The 16452-nt window shown below is 61.4% G+C and carries 14 protein-coding genes; all 14 read left to right on the top strand.

Annotated features, from left to right (window positions below; genetic code table 11):
- Window positions 1-1405: 1405 nt before the first annotated feature.
- The 14 genes from flhA (at window position 1406) to ACI2KS_RS07315 (ending at window position 16223) form a co-directional block, all read left to right on the top strand.
- The gene (gene flhA, locus ACI2KS_RS07250; RefSeq protein ID WP_404618617.1) at window positions 1406-3535 is read left to right on the top strand and encodes a flagellar biosynthesis protein FlhA; all 2130 of its coding nucleotides are present in this window, start codon (window positions 1406-1408) and stop codon (window positions 3533-3535) included.
- A gap of 11 nt (window positions 3536-3546) precedes the next feature.
- A complete protein-coding gene (flhF, locus tag ACI2KS_RS07255) occupies window positions 3547-4902 on the top strand; it encodes a flagellar biosynthesis protein FlhF (protein WP_404618618.1) in 1356 nt (451 codons plus the stop codon).
- Between the two features lie 119 nt (window positions 4903-5021).
- Window positions 5022-5855, top strand: a complete 834-nt coding sequence (gene fleN / locus ACI2KS_RS07260) for a flagellar synthesis regulator FleN (protein WP_062385964.1) — start codon at window positions 5022-5024, stop codon at window positions 5853-5855.
- Entirely contained in the window at window positions 5852-6592 is a 741-nt protein-coding gene (gene fliA, locus ACI2KS_RS07265) for an RNA polymerase sigma factor FliA (RefSeq protein WP_081568863.1), read from the top strand. The genes fleN and fliA overlap by 4 nt, the downstream gene beginning before the upstream one ends.
- A gap of 257 nt (window positions 6593-6849) precedes the next feature.
- Window positions 6850-7224 carry a chemotaxis response regulator CheY gene (locus tag ACI2KS_RS07270; protein ID WP_177413365.1) on the top strand — a complete coding sequence of 125 codons (375 nt, stop codon included), beginning with the start codon at window positions 6850-6852 and terminating at the stop codon, window positions 7222-7224.
- Window positions 7225-7243: 19 nt separating this feature from the next.
- Complete coding sequence (locus ACI2KS_RS07275) at window positions 7244-8032, top strand: protein phosphatase CheZ (RefSeq protein WP_404618621.1); 789 nt, start codon at window positions 7244-7246, stop codon at window positions 8030-8032.
- Between the two features lie 130 nt (window positions 8033-8162).
- Complete coding sequence (locus ACI2KS_RS07280) at window positions 8163-10427, top strand: chemotaxis protein CheA (RefSeq protein ID WP_404618623.1); 2265 nt, start codon at window positions 8163-8165, stop codon at window positions 10425-10427.
- A 193-nt stretch (window positions 10428-10620) separates the two neighbouring features.
- Window positions 10621-11787 (top strand): chemotaxis response regulator protein-glutamate methylesterase, encoded by a 1167-nt coding sequence (locus ACI2KS_RS07285; RefSeq protein WP_404618625.1) that lies wholly within the window; start codon window positions 10621-10623, stop codon window positions 11785-11787.
- Complete coding sequence (locus tag ACI2KS_RS07290; RefSeq protein WP_404618627.1) at window positions 11787-12527, top strand: flagellar motor protein; 741 nt, start codon at window positions 11787-11789, stop codon at window positions 12525-12527. The genes ACI2KS_RS07285 and ACI2KS_RS07290 overlap by 1 nt, the downstream gene beginning before the upstream one ends.
- A 7-nt stretch (window positions 12528-12534) precedes the next feature.
- Entirely contained in the window at window positions 12535-13416 is an 882-nt protein-coding gene (gene motD / locus ACI2KS_RS07295) for a flagellar motor protein MotD (RefSeq protein WP_404618629.1), read from the top strand.
- Between the two features lie 45 nt (window positions 13417-13461).
- Window positions 13462-14250, top strand: a complete 789-nt coding sequence (locus ACI2KS_RS07300; protein WP_404618631.1) for a ParA family protein — start codon at window positions 13462-13464, stop codon at window positions 14248-14250.
- A gap of 114 nt (window positions 14251-14364) precedes the next feature.
- Entirely contained in the window at window positions 14365-15276 is a 912-nt protein-coding gene (locus ACI2KS_RS07305; protein ID WP_404618633.1) for a CheW domain-containing protein, read from the top strand.
- 71 nt (window positions 15277-15347) lie between these two features.
- Entirely contained in the window at window positions 15348-15827 is a 480-nt protein-coding gene (locus tag ACI2KS_RS07310; RefSeq protein ID WP_404618635.1) for a chemotaxis protein CheW, read from the top strand.
- Window positions 15828-16223 carry a DUF2802 domain-containing protein gene (locus tag ACI2KS_RS07315; RefSeq protein ID WP_404618637.1) on the top strand — a complete coding sequence of 132 codons (396 nt, stop codon included), beginning with the start codon at window positions 15828-15830 and terminating at the stop codon, window positions 16221-16223.
- Window positions 16224-16452: the final 229 nt, after the last annotated feature.

Below are 16452 nucleotides of genomic sequence, written 5' to 3' on the forward strand. Positions count from 1 at the left end.
GACGACCAGTGACCGTTCCCTTATTGGGGGTGCTGCAGATATTGGTTCCGCCCTTACGGCGGGTCACTTTCGAAAAGCGCGAAAGTAACCAAAGCGCTTTTGCTCCTGGTTAGGCCCCTCCTGCGTCGGGGTTCCTTCACTCCGGCGACGCTCCGTGGCCCCGCCGCCATCCGCCATCCATGGCGGGGGGCGGCTCTCGCGACATCCATGTCGCTCGGCCCACTGCGCGCCACCTGCGTTCAGCCTGCACCCAAGTCGCGTTCTGCGTCGTCTGGCATATCTGGTCAGGAAGGCAAAATCAAAGGCGAACAGTGACCGTTCCCTTATTGGGGGTGCTGCAGATATTGGTTCCGCCCTTACGGCGGGTCACTTTCAAAAAGCGCGAAAGTCACCAAAGCGCTTTTGCTCCTGGTTAGGCCCCTCCTGCGTCGGGGTTCCTTCACTCCGGCGACGCTCCGAGGGCCCGCCGCCATCCGCCATCCATGGCGGGGGCGGCTCTCGCGACATCCATGTCGCTCGGCCCACTCCACGCCACCTGCGTTCAGCCTGCACCCAAGTCGCGTTCTGCGTCGTCTGGCATCTCTGGTCAGGAAGGCAAAATCAAAGGCGAACAGTGACCGTTCCCTTATTGGGGGTGCTGCAGATATTGGTTCCGCCCTTACGGCGGGTCACTTTCAAAAAGCGCGAAAGTCACCAAAGCGCTTTTGCTCCTGGTTAGGCCCCTCCTGCGTCGGGGTTCCTTCACTCCGGCGACGCTCCGAGGGCCCGCCGCCATCCGCCATCCATGGCGGGGGCGGCTCTCGCGACATCCATGTCGCTCGGCCCACTGCGCGCCGCCTGCGTTCAGCCTGCACCCAAGTCGCGTTCTGCGTCGTCTGGAATATCTGGTCAGGAAGGCAAAATCAAAGACGAACAGTGACCTTTCACTGCCGGGGTTGAGATTCCTGCTCGTGATTCTGCCTTTGCTCTGACTTTTGATCTTCATGCGCGACGCTTCAGGCGACTCCAATCGCGACTTCGGTGCAGGCTGAACGCAGGCGATGCGCAGTGGGATGAGCGGCATGGATGCCGCGAGAGCGCTGCTAGGACATGGATGTCCGTTCAGCGCGGGCCCACGGAGCGTCGCCGGAGTGAAGGAACCCGACGTAGTCGGGCCTAACCAGGAGCAGGCACCCTTGGTTACTTGGGGTGCTTTTCCAAGTAACTCGCCGAAGGCGAAACGCTTCTGCCGTGAGGCAGAGGCCAGCAAGCTCAGCCAGACCCAAAGTGCCAACCACTCCACAGTCCTGAATAGTGGCACTCTGATATTTTTCATCTGTCCGCAGAGTTGGACAGGTTTTTGCAATACCTGTGTTACAGCGCCTCTGGCGTCAAAAGTTTGATTTAACGCGCAGGTACAGAATCGGTGGATCGCTCTCAGTTAATCTCTAACGCTCGCATTGGACTGGTCGGCCTTGGTCGTGGCCAGTTAGGCGTGCCGTTGCTGTTGCTGGTCATGCTGGCAATGATGATGTTGCCGATGCCGCCGTTCCTGCTGGACGTGTTCTTCACGTTCAACATCGCCTTGTCCATCGTCGTCCTGCTGGTCTGTGTGTACGCCCTGCGGCCGCTGGATTTCTCGGTGTTCCCCACCATCCTGCTGATCGCAACCTTGTTGCGCCTGGCGCTCAACGTTGCCTCGACCCGCGTGGTCATGCTCCACGGCCAGGACGGCCACGCCGCTGCCGGCAAGGTGATCCAGGCCTTCGGTGAGGTGGTGATCGGCGGTAACTACGTGGTGGGTATCGTGGTGTTTGCGATCCTGATGATCATCAACTTCGTGGTGGTCACCAAGGGTGCCGGTCGTATTTCCGAGGTGAGCGCGCGTTTCACCCTCGATGCGATGCCCGGCAAACAGATGGCCATCGACGCCGACCTCAACGCCGGCCTGATCGATCAGCCCGAAGCCAAGCGCCGCCGTCTGGAAGTCGCTCAGGAGGCCGAATTCTACGGTTCCATGGACGGTGCCAGTAAATTCGTACGCGGTGACGCCGTCGCCGGTCTGTTGATCCTGTTCATCAACCTCATCGGCGGCATGCTGGTGGGCATCATCCAGCACAACATGTCGTTCGGCGATGCGGGCAAGGTCTATGCGCTGTTGACCATCGGTGACGGTTTGGTGGCGCAGTTGCCATCGCTGTTGCTCTCGACTGCCGCGGCGATCATGGTCACTCGGGCATCGGGCTCCGAAGAAATGGGCAAGCTGGTCAGCCGCCAGATGTTCGCCTCGCACAAGGCGCTGGCGGTGTCGGCAGGGATCATGGTGGTCATGGGCCTGGTGCCCGGCATGCCGCATTTCTCGTTCATCAGCCTGGGCATCGTGGCAGCCGGTGGCGCATACCTGCTGTGGAAGAAACAGAACGAGGTCAAGTTTGCCGCCATTCAGGAGGTCAAGCGTCAGCAGGAACTGCTGCCTTCGCCGATCCGTGCGCAGGAATCCAAGGAGCTTGGCTGGGATGACGTGACGCCGATCGACATGATCGGCCTGGAAGTGGGCTATCGCCTGATTCCGCTGGTGGACCGCAATCAGGGTGGTCAGTTGCTCGCACGGATCAAGGGTGTGCGCAAGAAGCTGTCCCAGGAACTGGGTTTCCTGATGCCGACCGTGCATATTCGCGACAACCTGGATCTGGCGCCCAGCGCCTATCGCCTGACCCTGATGGGCGTGACCCTGGCCGAAGCCGAGATCTACCCGGACCGCGAGCTTGCGATCAACCCCGGTCAGGTCTTTGGCAGCCTCAACGGCATTACTGCCAAAGACCCGGCATTTGGTCTTGAGGCGGTCTGGATCGAGATCAGCCAGCGTGCGCAAGCGCAATCGCTGGGCTATACCGTGGTGGATGCCAGCACGGTAGTGGCAACTCACTTGAACCAGATTCTCTACAAACACTCTCATGAGTTGATCGGGCATGAAGAAGTCCAGCAACTGATGACGCTGCTGGCCAAGAGCTCGCCAAAGCTTGCTGAAGAGCTGGTGCCAGGTGTGCTCTCGCTGTCGGCGTTGCTCAAGGTGCTGCAGGCGCTGTTGGCCGAACAGGTGCCGGTGCGCGATATCCGCAGCATTGCCGAGGCGATCGCCAACAACGCTGCACGGAGTCAAGATACCGCCGCGCTGGTGGCTGCCGTACGGGTCGGATTGTCCCGTGCAATCGTGCAAAGCATTGTCGGCATTGAGCCGGAGCTGCCTGTTATCACGCTAGAGCCAAGGTTGGAACAGATTTTGCTCAATAGTCTGCAGAAGGCAGGACAGGGTCAGGAAGAAGGCGTTCTACTCGAACCGAGCATGGCTGAGAAACTTCAGCGCTCGTTGATCGAAGCGGCGCAGCGTCAGGAGATGCAGGGTCAGCCGGTAATTTTGTTGGTCGCAGGTCCGGTTCGGGCCATGTTGTCCCGCTTTGGACGCCTGGCTGTACCGAATATGCATGTATTGGCTTACCAGGAAATTCCTGACAATAAGCAAGTCACCATCGTAGCGACTGTCGGGCCGAACGGCTGAGGTAGTGAGTCATGCAAGTTAAGCGTTTTTTCGCCGCCGATATGCGACAAGCCATGAAACTGGTTCGTGATGAGCTGGGCGCGGAAGCGGCCATCATCGGCAACCGGCGGATCGCCGGCGGTGTGGAACTGACTGCCGCGCTGGACTACAAATTGTCCGCGCTGGCCCCGCGCGTGCCGAACATCGAGCTTGAAGACGAGCTGCGCAAGACCCAGTCACGCATCGTCACCGCACAGGCCGAGCTGACCCATCGCAGCGAAGTCGACACTGTGGCCAACCGTCAGCTGTTCACCGGCGTTGCGATGGACGACAGCAAGCAGATCGAGCCGACGCTGGACGAACCGTTCCGCCCCTCGATCCACGCCGCCATCGCCGCGGACCGTGCCGAGCGCGCCGAGCGTGCAGCCGCCGATCCGGGTGTCAGCCAGCGTGCCTACGACTCGATGCGTTCGGAATTGAATGGCCTGCGTGAACTGCTGGAAGTCCAGCTGGGTTCGCTGGCCTGGAATCAACTGCAAGGCAGCCGTCCGCAACAGGCCAACCTGTGGCGCCGCCTGCAACGCGTCGGCTTGTCCGGCCCGCTGTCGCGCGATCTGCTGGCGATGGTGCCGGAGACCGACGACCAGCCTCACGCCTGGCGTATGTTGCTGGCGCATCTGGCGCGCATGATCGCAACGCCGGACGTCGAGCCACTGGAGGAGGGCGGTGTGATCGCCATGGTCGGTCCTGCCGGTATGGGCAAGACCACCACGCTGGCCAAGCTTGCCGCCCGCTATGTGCTCAAATACGGCGCGCAAAACATCGCGCTGGTGAGCATGGACAGCTTCCGGATCGGTGCTCAGGAGCAACTCAAGACACTGGGGCGTATCCTCAATGTGCCGGTGACGCATGTCGATCCGGGGCAGTCCCTGGCGCAGGCGCTGGAGCCATTGCTGCGCAAGCGCGTGGTGCTGATCGATACCGCAGGCCTTCAGGCCAGCGATCCGGCACTGCGTTTGCAACTGGAAAGCCTGGCCGGTCGCGGCATCAAGGCGCGCAATTACCTGGTGTTGGCCACGACCAGTCAGAAACAGGTGCTGTCGGCGGCCTATCACAGTTACAAGCGTTGCGGTCTGGCCGGGTGCATCCTGACCAAGCTGGACGAAACCGCAAGCCTGGGCGAAGTGCTGAGCCTTGCGGTGACACACGAATTACCTGTGGCCTATCTGACTGATGGCCCACGGATACCCGATGATCTGCATCTGCCGCGTCGACACCAGCTCGTAAGCCGAGCCGTGAGTGTGCAGATGCAGGAGGAGCCTAGCGAGGAAGCGATGGCGGACATGTTTGCGGATCTTTATCACAGCCCCGGCAAGCGTGCGGGCTAGGTTAAGGAAAATGACAGTGGAATATACCTGCATCGGTGGTCTGCCACGCATTGTTCACACAGTGAACGTGCAGCCCGAAATGTGGCTTGGGTCTGAGCAAGACAAGGTAAAAAATTAACATGGGCAGCATGCATCCCGTACAGGTTATCGCGGTCACCGGTGGCAAAGGTGGCGTAGGCAAGACCAACGTGTCAGTGAACCTCTCGCTGGCCCTGGCCGAGCTTGGGCGTCGCGTCATGTTGCTGGACGCCGATCTGGGTCTGGCCAATGTCGACGTACTGCTGGGGCTGACCCCCAAACGCACCCTGGCGGACGTCATCGAGGGTCGCTGCGAGCTGCGCGATGTCCTGTTGCAGGGGCCGGGCGGCGTGCGCATCGTACCGGCGGCTTCCGGCACCCAGAGCATGGTTCACCTGACCCCGGCGCAGCACGCAGGCTTGATTCAGGCGTTCAGCGACATCGGCGACAACCTGGATGTGCTGGTGATCGACACCGCTGCCGGGATCGGCGAGTCGGTGGTCAGTTTCGTCCGCGCCGCCCAGGAAGTGTTGCTGGTGGTGTGCGACGAGCCGACCTCGATTACCGACGCCTATGCCTTGATCAAGCTGCTCAACCGCGACTACGGCATGAACCGCTTCCGGGTGCTGGCCAACATGGCACAGAGCCCGCAGGAAGGGCGCAACCTGTTCGCCAAGCTGACCAAGGTCACTGACCGGTTCCTCGACGTGGCCCTGCAATACGTAGGCGCCGTGCCGTATGACGAATGCGTGCGCAAGGCTGTGCAGAAGCAGCGTGCGGTGTATGAAGCGTTTCCCCGTTCCAAATGCGCGCTGGCGTTCAAGGCCATTGCGCAGAAGGTCGATACCTGGCCACTTCCGGCGAACCCGCGTGGTCATCTTGAATTTTTCGTTGAACGCCTGGTTCATCAGACCAGCGCAGGGCCAGTGTCATGACAGCAAGCGGCTATCGCATGTACAGCAAATCATCCAAAGATTCCCAGTATGAGCTGATCGAGCGTTATGCCCCTTTGGTCAAGCGCATCGCTTACCATTTGCTGGCGCGTTTGCCGGCGAGTGTGCAGGTCGAAGATCTGATTCAGGCCGGGATGATCGGCCTGCTTGAAGTGTCGACCAAATACGATTCCACCAAGGGTGCGAGTTTCGAGACCTACGCGGGTATTCGTATCCGCGGCGCAATGCTCGATGAAGTGCGCAAGGGGGACTGGGCACCGCGCTCGGTTCACCGCAACACACGCATGGTCAGCGACGCGATTCGTGCAATTGAAGCAAAAACCGGCCGCGACGCTAAAGATCACGAGGTTGCTGCCGAACTTCAATTGAGTCTCGATGATTATTACGGGATTTTGAACGATACCTTGGGCAGTCGCCTGTTCAGCTTCGACGATCTGTTGCAGGACGGCGAGCATGAGGGACTGCACGAGGACGGCGCGAGCCAGTCGCTCGAACCGTCACGTGATCTGGAAGACGAGCGCTTCCAGAGCGCATTGGCGGACGCCATTGCCAACCTGCCCGAGCGTGAACGCCTGGTGCTGGCGCTGTACTACGACGAAGAGCTCAACCTCAAGGAAATCGGTGAGGTCCTGGGTGTCAGCGAGTCGCGGGTCAGCCAGCTGCACAGCCAGTGTGCCGCACGCCTGCGGGGACGGTTGGGAGAGTGGCGGGCGCGTTGATGCATCGGGCGCAGACCGTGGTGTCTGCGTGCTGGATGCAAGACCGGCTTGCAAGATGTGTGGGAACGCAAAAGTGACAAGGCAGGAGCCGGTCGAATCAGGTCTTCAACAGGTCCGGTTCCGCTGTGCTCATGCCCGGTTTCTTCGAAAGACCCCCTCGTTTTCGTGTAACCGGTGTGTTGTGCCGGTATTGATTGAACGCGCGTCCAGGTGCTGGGCGCGTTAAAGACTGCTTGGAGGTCGAATTGGACAAGAACATGAAAATCCTCATCGTTGATGACTTCTCAACGATGCGGCGGATCATAAAAAACCTGTTGCGTGACCTTGGGTTCACCAACACGGCCGAAGCGGATGACGGTACCACCGCATTGCCGATGCTGCAGAGCGGCGCTTTTGACTTTCTGGTGACTGACTGGAACATGCCTGGCATGTCTGGCATCGACCTGCTGCGTCAGGTGCGTGCCGACGAGCGTCTGCGCAGCCTGCCGGTGCTGATGGTGACCGCCGAAGCCAAGCGCGAGCAGATCATCGAAGCAGCTCAGGCCGGCGTTAACGGCTACGTGGTGAAGCCTTTCACCGCCCAGGTGCTCAAAGAGAAGATCGAGAAGATATTCGAGCGCGTCAATAGCTGATGTCCGCTGCGAGGGCGCTATGGATTCCAAAGATTCGACGATGGGTGACTTTGAGTCGACCCTGAAGAAACACGCGCAAGAACTGGTCGACAGCCTCGAAAAAGGCAAGTTCGGCGAGGCCGTGCAACTTATCCATGAGCTCAATCAGACCCGCGATCGCGGCCTGTATCAGGAAGTTGGCAAGCTGACGCGTGAACTGCACAGTGCGATCGTCAATTTTCAGATTGACCCGCACATGCCGCAAGCCGAAGAAGTGTCCCAGATCACCGATGCCACCGAGCGCCTGTCGTATGTTGTCAGGCTGACGGAGGGTGCGGCCAACCGCACGATGGATCTGGTGGAACAGAGCACGCCGCTGATGAACGGCCTGAGCGCCGACGCCAAGGCGCTAAGCGTCGATTGGGGTCGCTTCATGCGTCGCGAGATCGGTGCCGAAGAGTTCCGGGACCTGGCTCGTCGCGTCGATGGTTTTCTGACGCGCAGCGAAAAAGAGACCCATGAGGTCGCCAGCCACCTGAACGACATTCTGTTGGCTCAGGATTACCAGGACCTTACCGGTCAGGTGATCAAGCGCGTGACCACACTGGTGACCGAAGTCGAAAGCAACCTGCTCAAGCTGGTGCTGATGGCAAGCCAGGTGGATCGCTTCGCCGGGATCGAGCACGACCAGGAACTGTTCCGTAAGCAGAAAGAAGAAGAAAAACTTCATTCCAAGGGTGAAGGTCCGCAGATTCATGCCGATAAACGTGAAGACGTCGTATCCGGTCAGGATGATGTAGACGATCTGCTATCGAGCCTTGGCTTCTAGATTCTAGATACTGAGTTCTATGTGAAAGTGGCTGTGGGTCTGGCGTGCGAATGCTTCGACGAAGGCAATGCGCGCAGACCCTTGCACAGCCCCTGGATCGGTTTGACGGTTAATTTTAGGAGCACCCCCAATGAGCTTCGGCGCCGATGAAGAAATCCTTCAGGATTTTCTGGTAGAGGCCGGCGAGATTCTGGAGCAGTTGTCCGAGCAACTGGTCGAGCTGGAAAGCCGACCGGATGATGCGGACCTGCTCAATGCAATTTTTCGCGGTTTTCACACTGTAAAAGGGGGCGCCGGCTTCCTCCAGCTCAACGAGCTGGTTGAATGCTGCCACATCGCCGAGAACGTGTTCGACATCCTGCGCAAAGGTGAGCGCCGGGTCGATGCCGAACTCATGGACGTTGTGCTCGAAGCGCTGGACACCGTCAACAGCATGTTCGGTCAGGTCCGTGAACGCACGGACGTCACCCCGGCCACGGCCGAGTTGCTCGCAGCGCTGTCGCGGTTGGCCGAGCCTGCGTCGGCTGATGAAGTGGCGGCTGAACCAGCAGCGCTCGTCGAGGCCGTCGCCGAGGCGCCGTCCGAAGACATCACCGACCTGGAATTCGAACAACTGCTCGATTCGCTCAACGCGGTCAAGGCCCAGGCAGCCGGTGCTGCTGCGCCCGCCGCCGTGTCCACGCCAGCGCCAGCTGCAGCGCCGGCCAGCGATGACATCACCGATGCCGAATTTGAATCGTTGCTCGATCAATTGCATGGCAAAGGTCAGTTCGCGGTCGATGCCGTGGCGCCTGTGGTGCCGGCGACAGCCGCTGCGCCTGCGGCCAGCGACGAGATCACCGATGACGAATTCGAAGCGCTGCTCGATCAGCTGCACGGCAAGGGTTCATTCTCGCCTGAAGGCAGTGCCGCCCCGGTCGCCGCTGCACCCGCACCTGCCGCTGCGCCAAAAGCCGCAGCTTCGGATGAAATCACCGACAACGAATTTGAAGATCTGCTTGACCAGTTGCACGGCAAAGGCAAGTTCGAGCCGGCGGTAGCCGCCAGTGCTGCGACTGCCGCGGCGCCGGCCAAGAAGGCCGAGGCGGTCACGCCTCAGGCAGCGAAAGTCGAGCCTGCCAAGGCCCCTGCTGCGTCCGCACCTGCTGCGGCACCGGCCAAGGCCGCTCCGGCTCCGGCCGTTGCCCGCGCCCCTGCTGCGGCGGGCGAAAAGGCACCGACCGAGGCCGAAACCACCGTACGGGTCGACACCGCGCGGCTGGACGAAATCATGAACATGGTCGGCGAACTGGTGCTGGTGCGTAACCGTCTGGTGCGCCTGGGTGCCAACAGCGCTGACGAGGCCATGTCCAAGGCCGTGTCCAACCTGGATGTGGTGACCGCCGACCTGCAGACCGCGGTGATGAAAACCCGCATGCAGCCGATCAAGAAGGTCTTCGGTCGCTTCCCGCGACTGGTCCGCGATCTGGCGCGTCAACTCAAGAAAGAAATCAACCTTGAACTGGTCGGTGAAGAAACCGACCTGGACAAGAACCTGGTCGAGGCCCTGGCCGACCCGTTGGTGCACTTGGTGCGCAACGCGGTGGACCACGGCATCGAATCGCCGGAAGAGCGCGAAGCCTCGGGCAAGGCCCGTGGCGGGCGCGTGGTGTTGTCGGCCGAGCAGGAAGGCGATCACATCCTGCTGTCGATTTCCGATGACGGCAAAGGCATGGACCCAGCGGTCCTGCGTGCCATCGCGGTCAAGCGGGGGGTCATGGACAAGGACGCCGCCGACCGTCTGAGCGACAGCGATTGCTACAACCTGATCTTCGCCCCGGGGTTCTCGACCAAGACCGAGATTTCCGATGTGTCGGGCCGTGGCGTGGGCATGGACGTGGTGAAAACCAAGATCGCCCAGCTCAACGGCTCGATCAACATCTACTCGACCAAGGGCCAGGGCTCGAAGATCGTCATCAAGGTCCCGTTGACCCTGGCGATCATGCCGACCCTGATGGTGATGCTGGGCAACCAGGCGTTCGCCTTCCCGCTGGTCAACGTCAACGAGATCTTCCACCTGGACCTGTCGACCACCAACGTCGTCGATGGTCAGGAAGTGGTGATCGTGCGCGACAAGGCGCTGCCGCTGTTCTACCTCAAGCGCTGGCTGGTCAGTTCGGCCGTTCACGAGGAGCAGCGTGAAGGCCATGTGGTGATCCTGTCGGTTGGCACCCAGCGCATCGGCTTCGTCGTCGATCAACTGGTGGGCCAGGAAGAGGTGGTCATCAAACCGCTGGGCAAGATGTTGCAAGGCACGCCAGGCATGTCCGGCGCCACCATTACCGGTGACGGCCGCATCGCGCTGATTCTCGATGTGCCGAGCATGCTCAAGCGTTACGCCGCACGGCGTATTTGATGTCAACGAGCGCGCTGGCTGCCACGGCGCCACGTGATCTGTAGCAGCGCGGCTTGCCGGCGGCGACGTCGGCAAGATCGCTACCGCCGGCATGCCGGACTGCTACAAGAGCGGCACCGTGTTTTGACACTCATTGTGTCAAGTCTGATGAAGTGGGCTACGGGCGTGACCCGTTTCGCCCAATGGAGTGTTTATGGCAGTCAAGGTTCTGGTGGTAGACGATTCGGGCTTTTTCCGCCGGCGCGTCTCGGAAATTCTTTCCTCTGACACAACGATTCAAGTGGTCGGTACCGCCACCAATGGCAAGGAAGCGATCGAGCAGGCCTTGGCCCTCAAGCCCGACGTGATCACCATGGACTACGAAATGCCGATGATGGATGGCATCACCGCCGTTCGTCACATCATGCAGCGTTGCCCGACACCGGTCCTGATGTTCTCCTCGCTGACCCACGAAGGCGCCCGGGTGACCCTGGATGCGCTGGATGCCGGCGCGGTCGATTACCTGCCCAAGAATTTCGAAGACATCTCGCGCAATCCCGAGAAGGTCAAGCAGATGCTGTGCGAGAAAGTGCACACCATCTCGCGCAGCAACCGGCGCTTCAGTGGCTACGGCAGCACGCCGGCAAGTGCGCCTGCGACGGCGGCCCCGGCTGCCACCGCCCTGCGCGGCACTGCGACCACCAGCGGTGCGCCGACGGCCAGCAGTGCTGCGCGTCCTGCCCCTGCGCCCGTGCGCCCGGCTGCCTCGACTCATGGGGCGGCGCACCACGCACCGAACTCACCTGCGCCCAAGCGCAAGGCCTACAAGCTGGTGGCGATCGGTACATCCACGGGCGGTCCGGTTGCCTTGCAGCGCGTCCTGACTCAATTGCCGGCCAATTTTCCGGCGCCCATCGTATTGATCCAGCACATGCCGGCGGCTTTTACCAAGGCCTTCGCCGAGCGGCTGGACAAGCTGTGCCGCATCAGTGTCAAGGAAGCCGAAGACGGCGACATCCTGCGCCCTGGACTCGCGCTGCTGGCCCCAGGCGGCAAGCAGATGATGGTCGACGGTCGTGGCGCGGTGAAGATCCTGCCCGGTGACGAGCGACTGAACTACAAGCCCTGCGTGGACATCACCTTCGGTTCGGCAGCCAAGTCCTACGGCGATAAGGTGCTGGCCGTGGTGCTGACCGGCATGGGCGCCGACGGCCGCGAAGGCGCGCGTCTGCTCAAGCAGGGCGGCAGCCATATCTGGGCCCAGGACGAAGCCAGTTGCGTGATTTACGGCATGCCGATGGCCATCGTCAAAGCCGAGCTGGCTGATGCCGTGTATAGCCTGGACGATATCGGGCGTCATCTGGCCGAGGCCTGTATCTGATGGATGTCTTGACGCTCATAGGGATCATTCTGGCGTTCGTCGCCATCATCGGCGGCAACTTTCTCGAAGGCGGCCACCTGGGCGCATTGCTCAACGGTCCGGCAGCGCTGATCGTGCTCGGCGGTACACTGGCGGCCTGCCTGTTGCAGACGCCGATGAGCGCGTTCAAACGGGCGATTCAGATCTTCATCTGGATTCTGTTCCCGCCGCGCATCGATCTGGCCGGCGGCATCGACCGTGTGGTGTCCTGGAGCCTGACCGCGCGCAAGGAAGGCCTGCTGGGCCTGGAAACGGTCGCTGACAGCGAACCCGATGCCTACTCGCGCAAGGGCCTGCAACTGCTGGTCGACGGGGTCGAACCGGAAGCCATTCGCAGCATTCTGGAAGTTGACTTCATGACCCAGGAAGGCCGCGACATTCAGGCCGCCAAAGTCTTTGAAAGCATGGGCGGCTATGCGCCGACCGTGGGCATCATCGGTGCTGTGATGGGCCTGATTCACGTGATGGGTAACCTGGCCGATCCCAATCAGCTGGGCAGCGGCATTGCCGTGGCGTTCGTCGCCACCATCTACGGCGTGGCTTCGGCCAACCTGATCCTGCTGCCGGTCGCCAACAAGCTCAAGGCCGTGGCGATCCGCCAGTCGCGCTACCGAGAAATGCTTCTCGAAGGCCTGCTGTCGATTGCCGAAGGCGAGAACCCCCGTTCCATCGAACTGAAGCTGCAAGGCTTTATGGAGTGATGGACTGATGGCCCGCCGACGTCGCGTTGAGGAACACGAGAATCACGAACGCTGGCTGGTGTCCTACGCGGACTTCATCACCTTGCTGTTCGCCTTTTTCGTGGTCATGTATTCCATCTCCTCGCTCAACGAAGGCAAGTACAAGGTGCTCTCCGAAGCGCTGGTCGGCGTGTTCAATGAAGCCGAGCGCAGCGTCAAGCCGATTCCCATCGGCGAGCAGAAACCGCAGACCGTACGCCCCGCCGATCCGCTGGTGCAGGACAGTGAACAGACCGACGCAGCCCTGGGGCAGAGCGCTCAGGACCCACTGAAATCGATCGCCGACGACGTCAATGCAGCGTTTGGCGACCTCATCGCTTCCAAACAGATGACCGTGCGCGGCAACGAACTGTGGATCGAGATCGAGCTCAACTCCAACCTGCTGTTCGGCAGCGGCGACGCGATGCCCAGCAACCTGGCTTTCGACCTGATCGACAAGGTGGCGAAAATCGTCAAGCCGTTCGACAACCCGATCCACGTCGAGGGCTTCACCGATAACCAGCCGATCAACACGGGTCAGTTCCCCAGCAACTGGGAGCTGTCCTCGGCACGTTCTTCGAGCATTGTGCGCATGCTGGCCATGGACGGGATCAATCCGGCACGCCTGGCATCGGTCGGTTACGGCGAATTCCAGCCGCTGACTTCCAATGCCACCGCCGACGGCAGGGCGCGCAACCGCCGGGTGGTGCTGGTGATCTCGCGCAATCTGGACGTGCGTCGCAGCCTGACCGGCTCCGGCACCGCGGCCAACGCAAAACCCGATGCGGCGCTGCGGCGTGCTGGCACACAAACTGCACCTGTCCCAGCCAAACCGCCGCAAGGCGTCAAATCTTCGTCATCTGCCCCCTGAAACCGGTCTCGGTCATGACGTAATGGCTGGGGAGAAAGCGAACACATGAGAGTCTGGGCAGTAGCCAATCAGAAAGGCGGGGTCGGCAAGACCACCACCTCAATCGCTTTAGCCGGTTTGCTGGCCGAGGCGGGCAAGCGCGTGGTCGTGGTCGACCTGGACCCGCACGGCTCGATGACCAGTTACTTCGGCCACAACCCCGACGCGCTGGAGCACAGTTGCTTCGACCTGTTCCTGCACAAGGGCGTGGTGCCTGCCGGGCTGCCCGGTCAATTGCTGCTGCCGACCAGCGACAAACGCATTTCCCTGCTGCCGTCGAGCACCGCGCTGGCCACCCTTGAGCGTCAGTCGCCGGGGCAGAGCGGCCTGGGCCTGGTGATCGCCAAGAGCCTGGCGCAGCTGTGGCAGGATTTCGATTACGCGATCATCGACAGCCCACCTCTGCTGGGCGTGCTGATGGTCAACGCCCTGGCCGCGAGCCAGCAGTTGGCGATTCCGGTGCAGACCGAGTTTCTCGCGGTCAAGGGGCTGGAACGCATGGTCAATACGCTGGCGATGATCAACCGTTCGCGCAAGGTGCCGCTGCCCTACACCATCGTGCCGACGCTGTTCGACCGCCGCACCCAGGCCTCGATGGGGACCCTCAAGCTGCTGCGCGACAGTTACCCCGAGCATGTCTGGAAAGCCTACATTCCGGTCGACACTCGCTTGCGCGATGCCAGCCGGGCAGGGGTCACGCCGTCGCAGTTCGATGGCAAGAGCCGCGGCGTGCTGGCGTACCGCACGCTGCTCAAACACATGCTCACCGAACAGCTCGTCGGGCAGGTGGCCTGACGTGCCCGTCGATCGTTTAATCCCCGGCAACGCGCCTTTGCGCTCAAGTTGGCTTGCACTGCAGCCGATATCTGGTTCAGGCGGCAATCGCACCACTTACTTTCGGGCTCCCGTATGAACCGCCCTCTGGACATCGCAACACGACCACAACTGGCGCTGCAGAATTACCTCGACGCGTTGCTGCAAGACGCGACCGAGGAGCTGGAAGTTGCCCAGGGCATTGACGATTTTCAAGCGGCCGTGCTCGAAGAGCAGGCCCACGACGCGCGCCTGCGTTCGGCGGTTGCCGAAGCGGTGGCCGCTGCCGTGCCGCTGCCGGTGAGTCGGCCTGCGCCTGTGTCGCTGGCGTTTACCCCTGAAGTCAAGCTCCAGGCGGCGCCTGCGATCAAACCTGTTGCCGAGCCTGTGGTCGCCAGGGTGCTTGAAGCGCCGGTCCTCTTGCCACCGGTCATCGCGCCGGTGGTCGACGAGCCTGTTGTGGCGTTGGTCGAGCCTGTCGTTGACGTGCATCTGCCGGCCCAGCGCACGCCGACCCCACCGCCGACCTCGGATGAGCGTCCGGCCTGGGCAGAGGAGCCGTTCGAATGCCTGCTGTTCGACGTTGCCGGTCTGACCCTGGCGGTACCGCTGGTATGCCTGGGTTCGATCTACCCGTTGGCCGGGCATGACCTGACTCCGCTGTTCGGTCAGCCGGACTGGTTTCTCGGCATCCTGCCCAGCCAGGCGGGCAACTTGAAGGTACTGGATACCGCGCGCTGGATCATGCCGGACCGCTACCGCGACGATTTTCGTCAGGGGCTGCAATACGTTATCTCGGTTCAGGGTTATGAGTGGGGGCTGGCGGTGCATCAGGTCAGCCGTTCGCTGCGTCTGGACCCCGCTGAAATCAAATGGCGCGCGCATCGCGGTCAACGTCCCTGGCTTGCCGGGACCGTGATCGAGCATATGTGCGCGCTGCTGGACGTTTCCGAATTGGCCGAGCTGATTGCCAGCGGCGCGGTCAAGCAGATGCAGGCACGCAAGTAAACATCATCAAATAAACACAGGGCGGCGCCGACGCGTCGCCCGCAGAGCACCACACGCAAGGGGTTAGGGGTATGAAGAAGTCGTCAGCACAGGGTTCCGAAGATCCGATTCTGCAGTGGGTCACCTTCCGCCTGGACAACGAGTCGTATGGCATCAACGTGATGCAGGTTCAGGAAGTGCTGCGCTACACCGAGATCGCGCCGGTACCGGGTGCGCCAAGCTACGTGCTGGGCATCATCAACCTGCGCGGCAACGTCGTGACCGTGATCGACACGCGTCAGCGCTTTGGTCTGGCGCCAGTTGAAGTCAGCGACAACACGCGTATTGTGATCATCGAGGCCGACAAGCAAGTGGTCGGGATCCTGGTCGACAGCGTGGCTGAAGTGGTTTACCTGCGCCAGTCGGAAGTCGAAACCGCGCCGAACGTGGGCAACGACGAATCCGCCAAGTTCATCCAGGGTGTGTGCAACAAGAACGGCGAACTGCTGATCCTCGTGGAGTTGGACAAGATGATGTCCGAGGAAGAGTGGTCCGAGCTGGAGAGCATCTGATTGATCCTAGAGGTTGCGGTCATTTTTCTGGCGGTGTTGTGGGTCGCGAGCGTCGCGATGTTCATGGCCCACACCAAGCGCCAACGTTCACTGGCCATGCAGCAGGTCGAAGCCGACTCGCTGCGTGATCAACGCATCCGTGATTTGGCCCGGCGCCTGGAGAACTACCAGGGCGGTACGGTAAAGATGGGCGAGGACTTGCATGAGTTGCGCTCCATCGTCTCGCCGCTGCCGGACAAGATCACCGCGCTCGAACAGCGCGATCCCTCCACACTGTCCTTCGCCCAGGCTGCGCGTCTGGTCGGCATGGGCGCCAGCATCGACGAACTCACTCAATCCTGCGGCCTGACCCAGGCCGAAGCGCAGCTGATGACCAAGTTGCACGGCAATCATTGATTGCGCAGGCGTTTGCGGCGGTCATGGGCTGTACGCCGTGTTGTCAGCGAAGATGCTGGCGAGTGACCCACCGCGTTCGCCAGCAAGCCGGCTCCTACAGAGGTTTTTGTTCACGCGCAGGGTTCTGATTGTCTGATCGTTCCCACGCTCCGCGTGGGAACGCATCTTATGACGCTCCGCGTCAGCCATCGCCCGCAGAGTGGACGCGGAGCGTCCTGGGCGGCGTTAG

Origin of the sequence: Pseudomonas sp. NPDC087358, assembly GCF_044900785.1 — a bacterium.
Taxonomy (GTDB): Bacteria; Pseudomonadota; Gammaproteobacteria; order Pseudomonadales; family Pseudomonadaceae; genus Aquipseudomonas.

Bases quoted from the DNA above. Each gene is read 5' to 3' on its own strand.
- flhF (WP_404618618.1), top strand. From the start codon at position 3,547: ATGCAAGTTAAGCGTTTTTTCGCCGCCGATATGCGACAAGCCATGAAA.
- fleN (WP_062385964.1), top strand. From the start codon at position 5,022: ATGGGCAGCATGCATCCCGTACAGGTTATCGCGGTCACCGGTGGCAAA.
- fliA (WP_081568863.1), top strand. From the start codon at position 5,852: ATGACAGCAAGCGGCTATCGCATGTACAGCAAATCATCCAAAGATTCC.
- ACI2KS_RS07270 (WP_177413365.1), top strand. From the start codon at position 6,850: ATGAAAATCCTCATCGTTGATGACTTCTCAACGATGCGGCGGATCATA.
- ACI2KS_RS07275 (WP_404618621.1), top strand. From the start codon at position 7,244: ATGGATTCCAAAGATTCGACGATGGGTGACTTTGAGTCGACCCTGAAG.
- ACI2KS_RS07280 (WP_404618623.1), top strand. From the start codon at position 8,163: ATGAGCTTCGGCGCCGATGAAGAAATCCTTCAGGATTTTCTGGTAGAG.
- ACI2KS_RS07285 (WP_404618625.1), top strand. From the start codon at position 10,621: ATGGCAGTCAAGGTTCTGGTGGTAGACGATTCGGGCTTTTTCCGCCGG.
- ACI2KS_RS07290 (WP_404618627.1), top strand. From the start codon at position 11,787: ATGGATGTCTTGACGCTCATAGGGATCATTCTGGCGTTCGTCGCCATC.
- motD (WP_404618629.1), top strand. From the start codon at position 12,535: ATGGCCCGCCGACGTCGCGTTGAGGAACACGAGAATCACGAACGCTGG.
- ACI2KS_RS07300 (WP_404618631.1), top strand. From the start codon at position 13,462: ATGAGAGTCTGGGCAGTAGCCAATCAGAAAGGCGGGGTCGGCAAGACC.
- ACI2KS_RS07305 (WP_404618633.1), top strand. From the start codon at position 14,365: ATGAACCGCCCTCTGGACATCGCAACACGACCACAACTGGCGCTGCAG.
- ACI2KS_RS07310 (WP_404618635.1), top strand. From the start codon at position 15,348: ATGAAGAAGTCGTCAGCACAGGGTTCCGAAGATCCGATTCTGCAGTGG.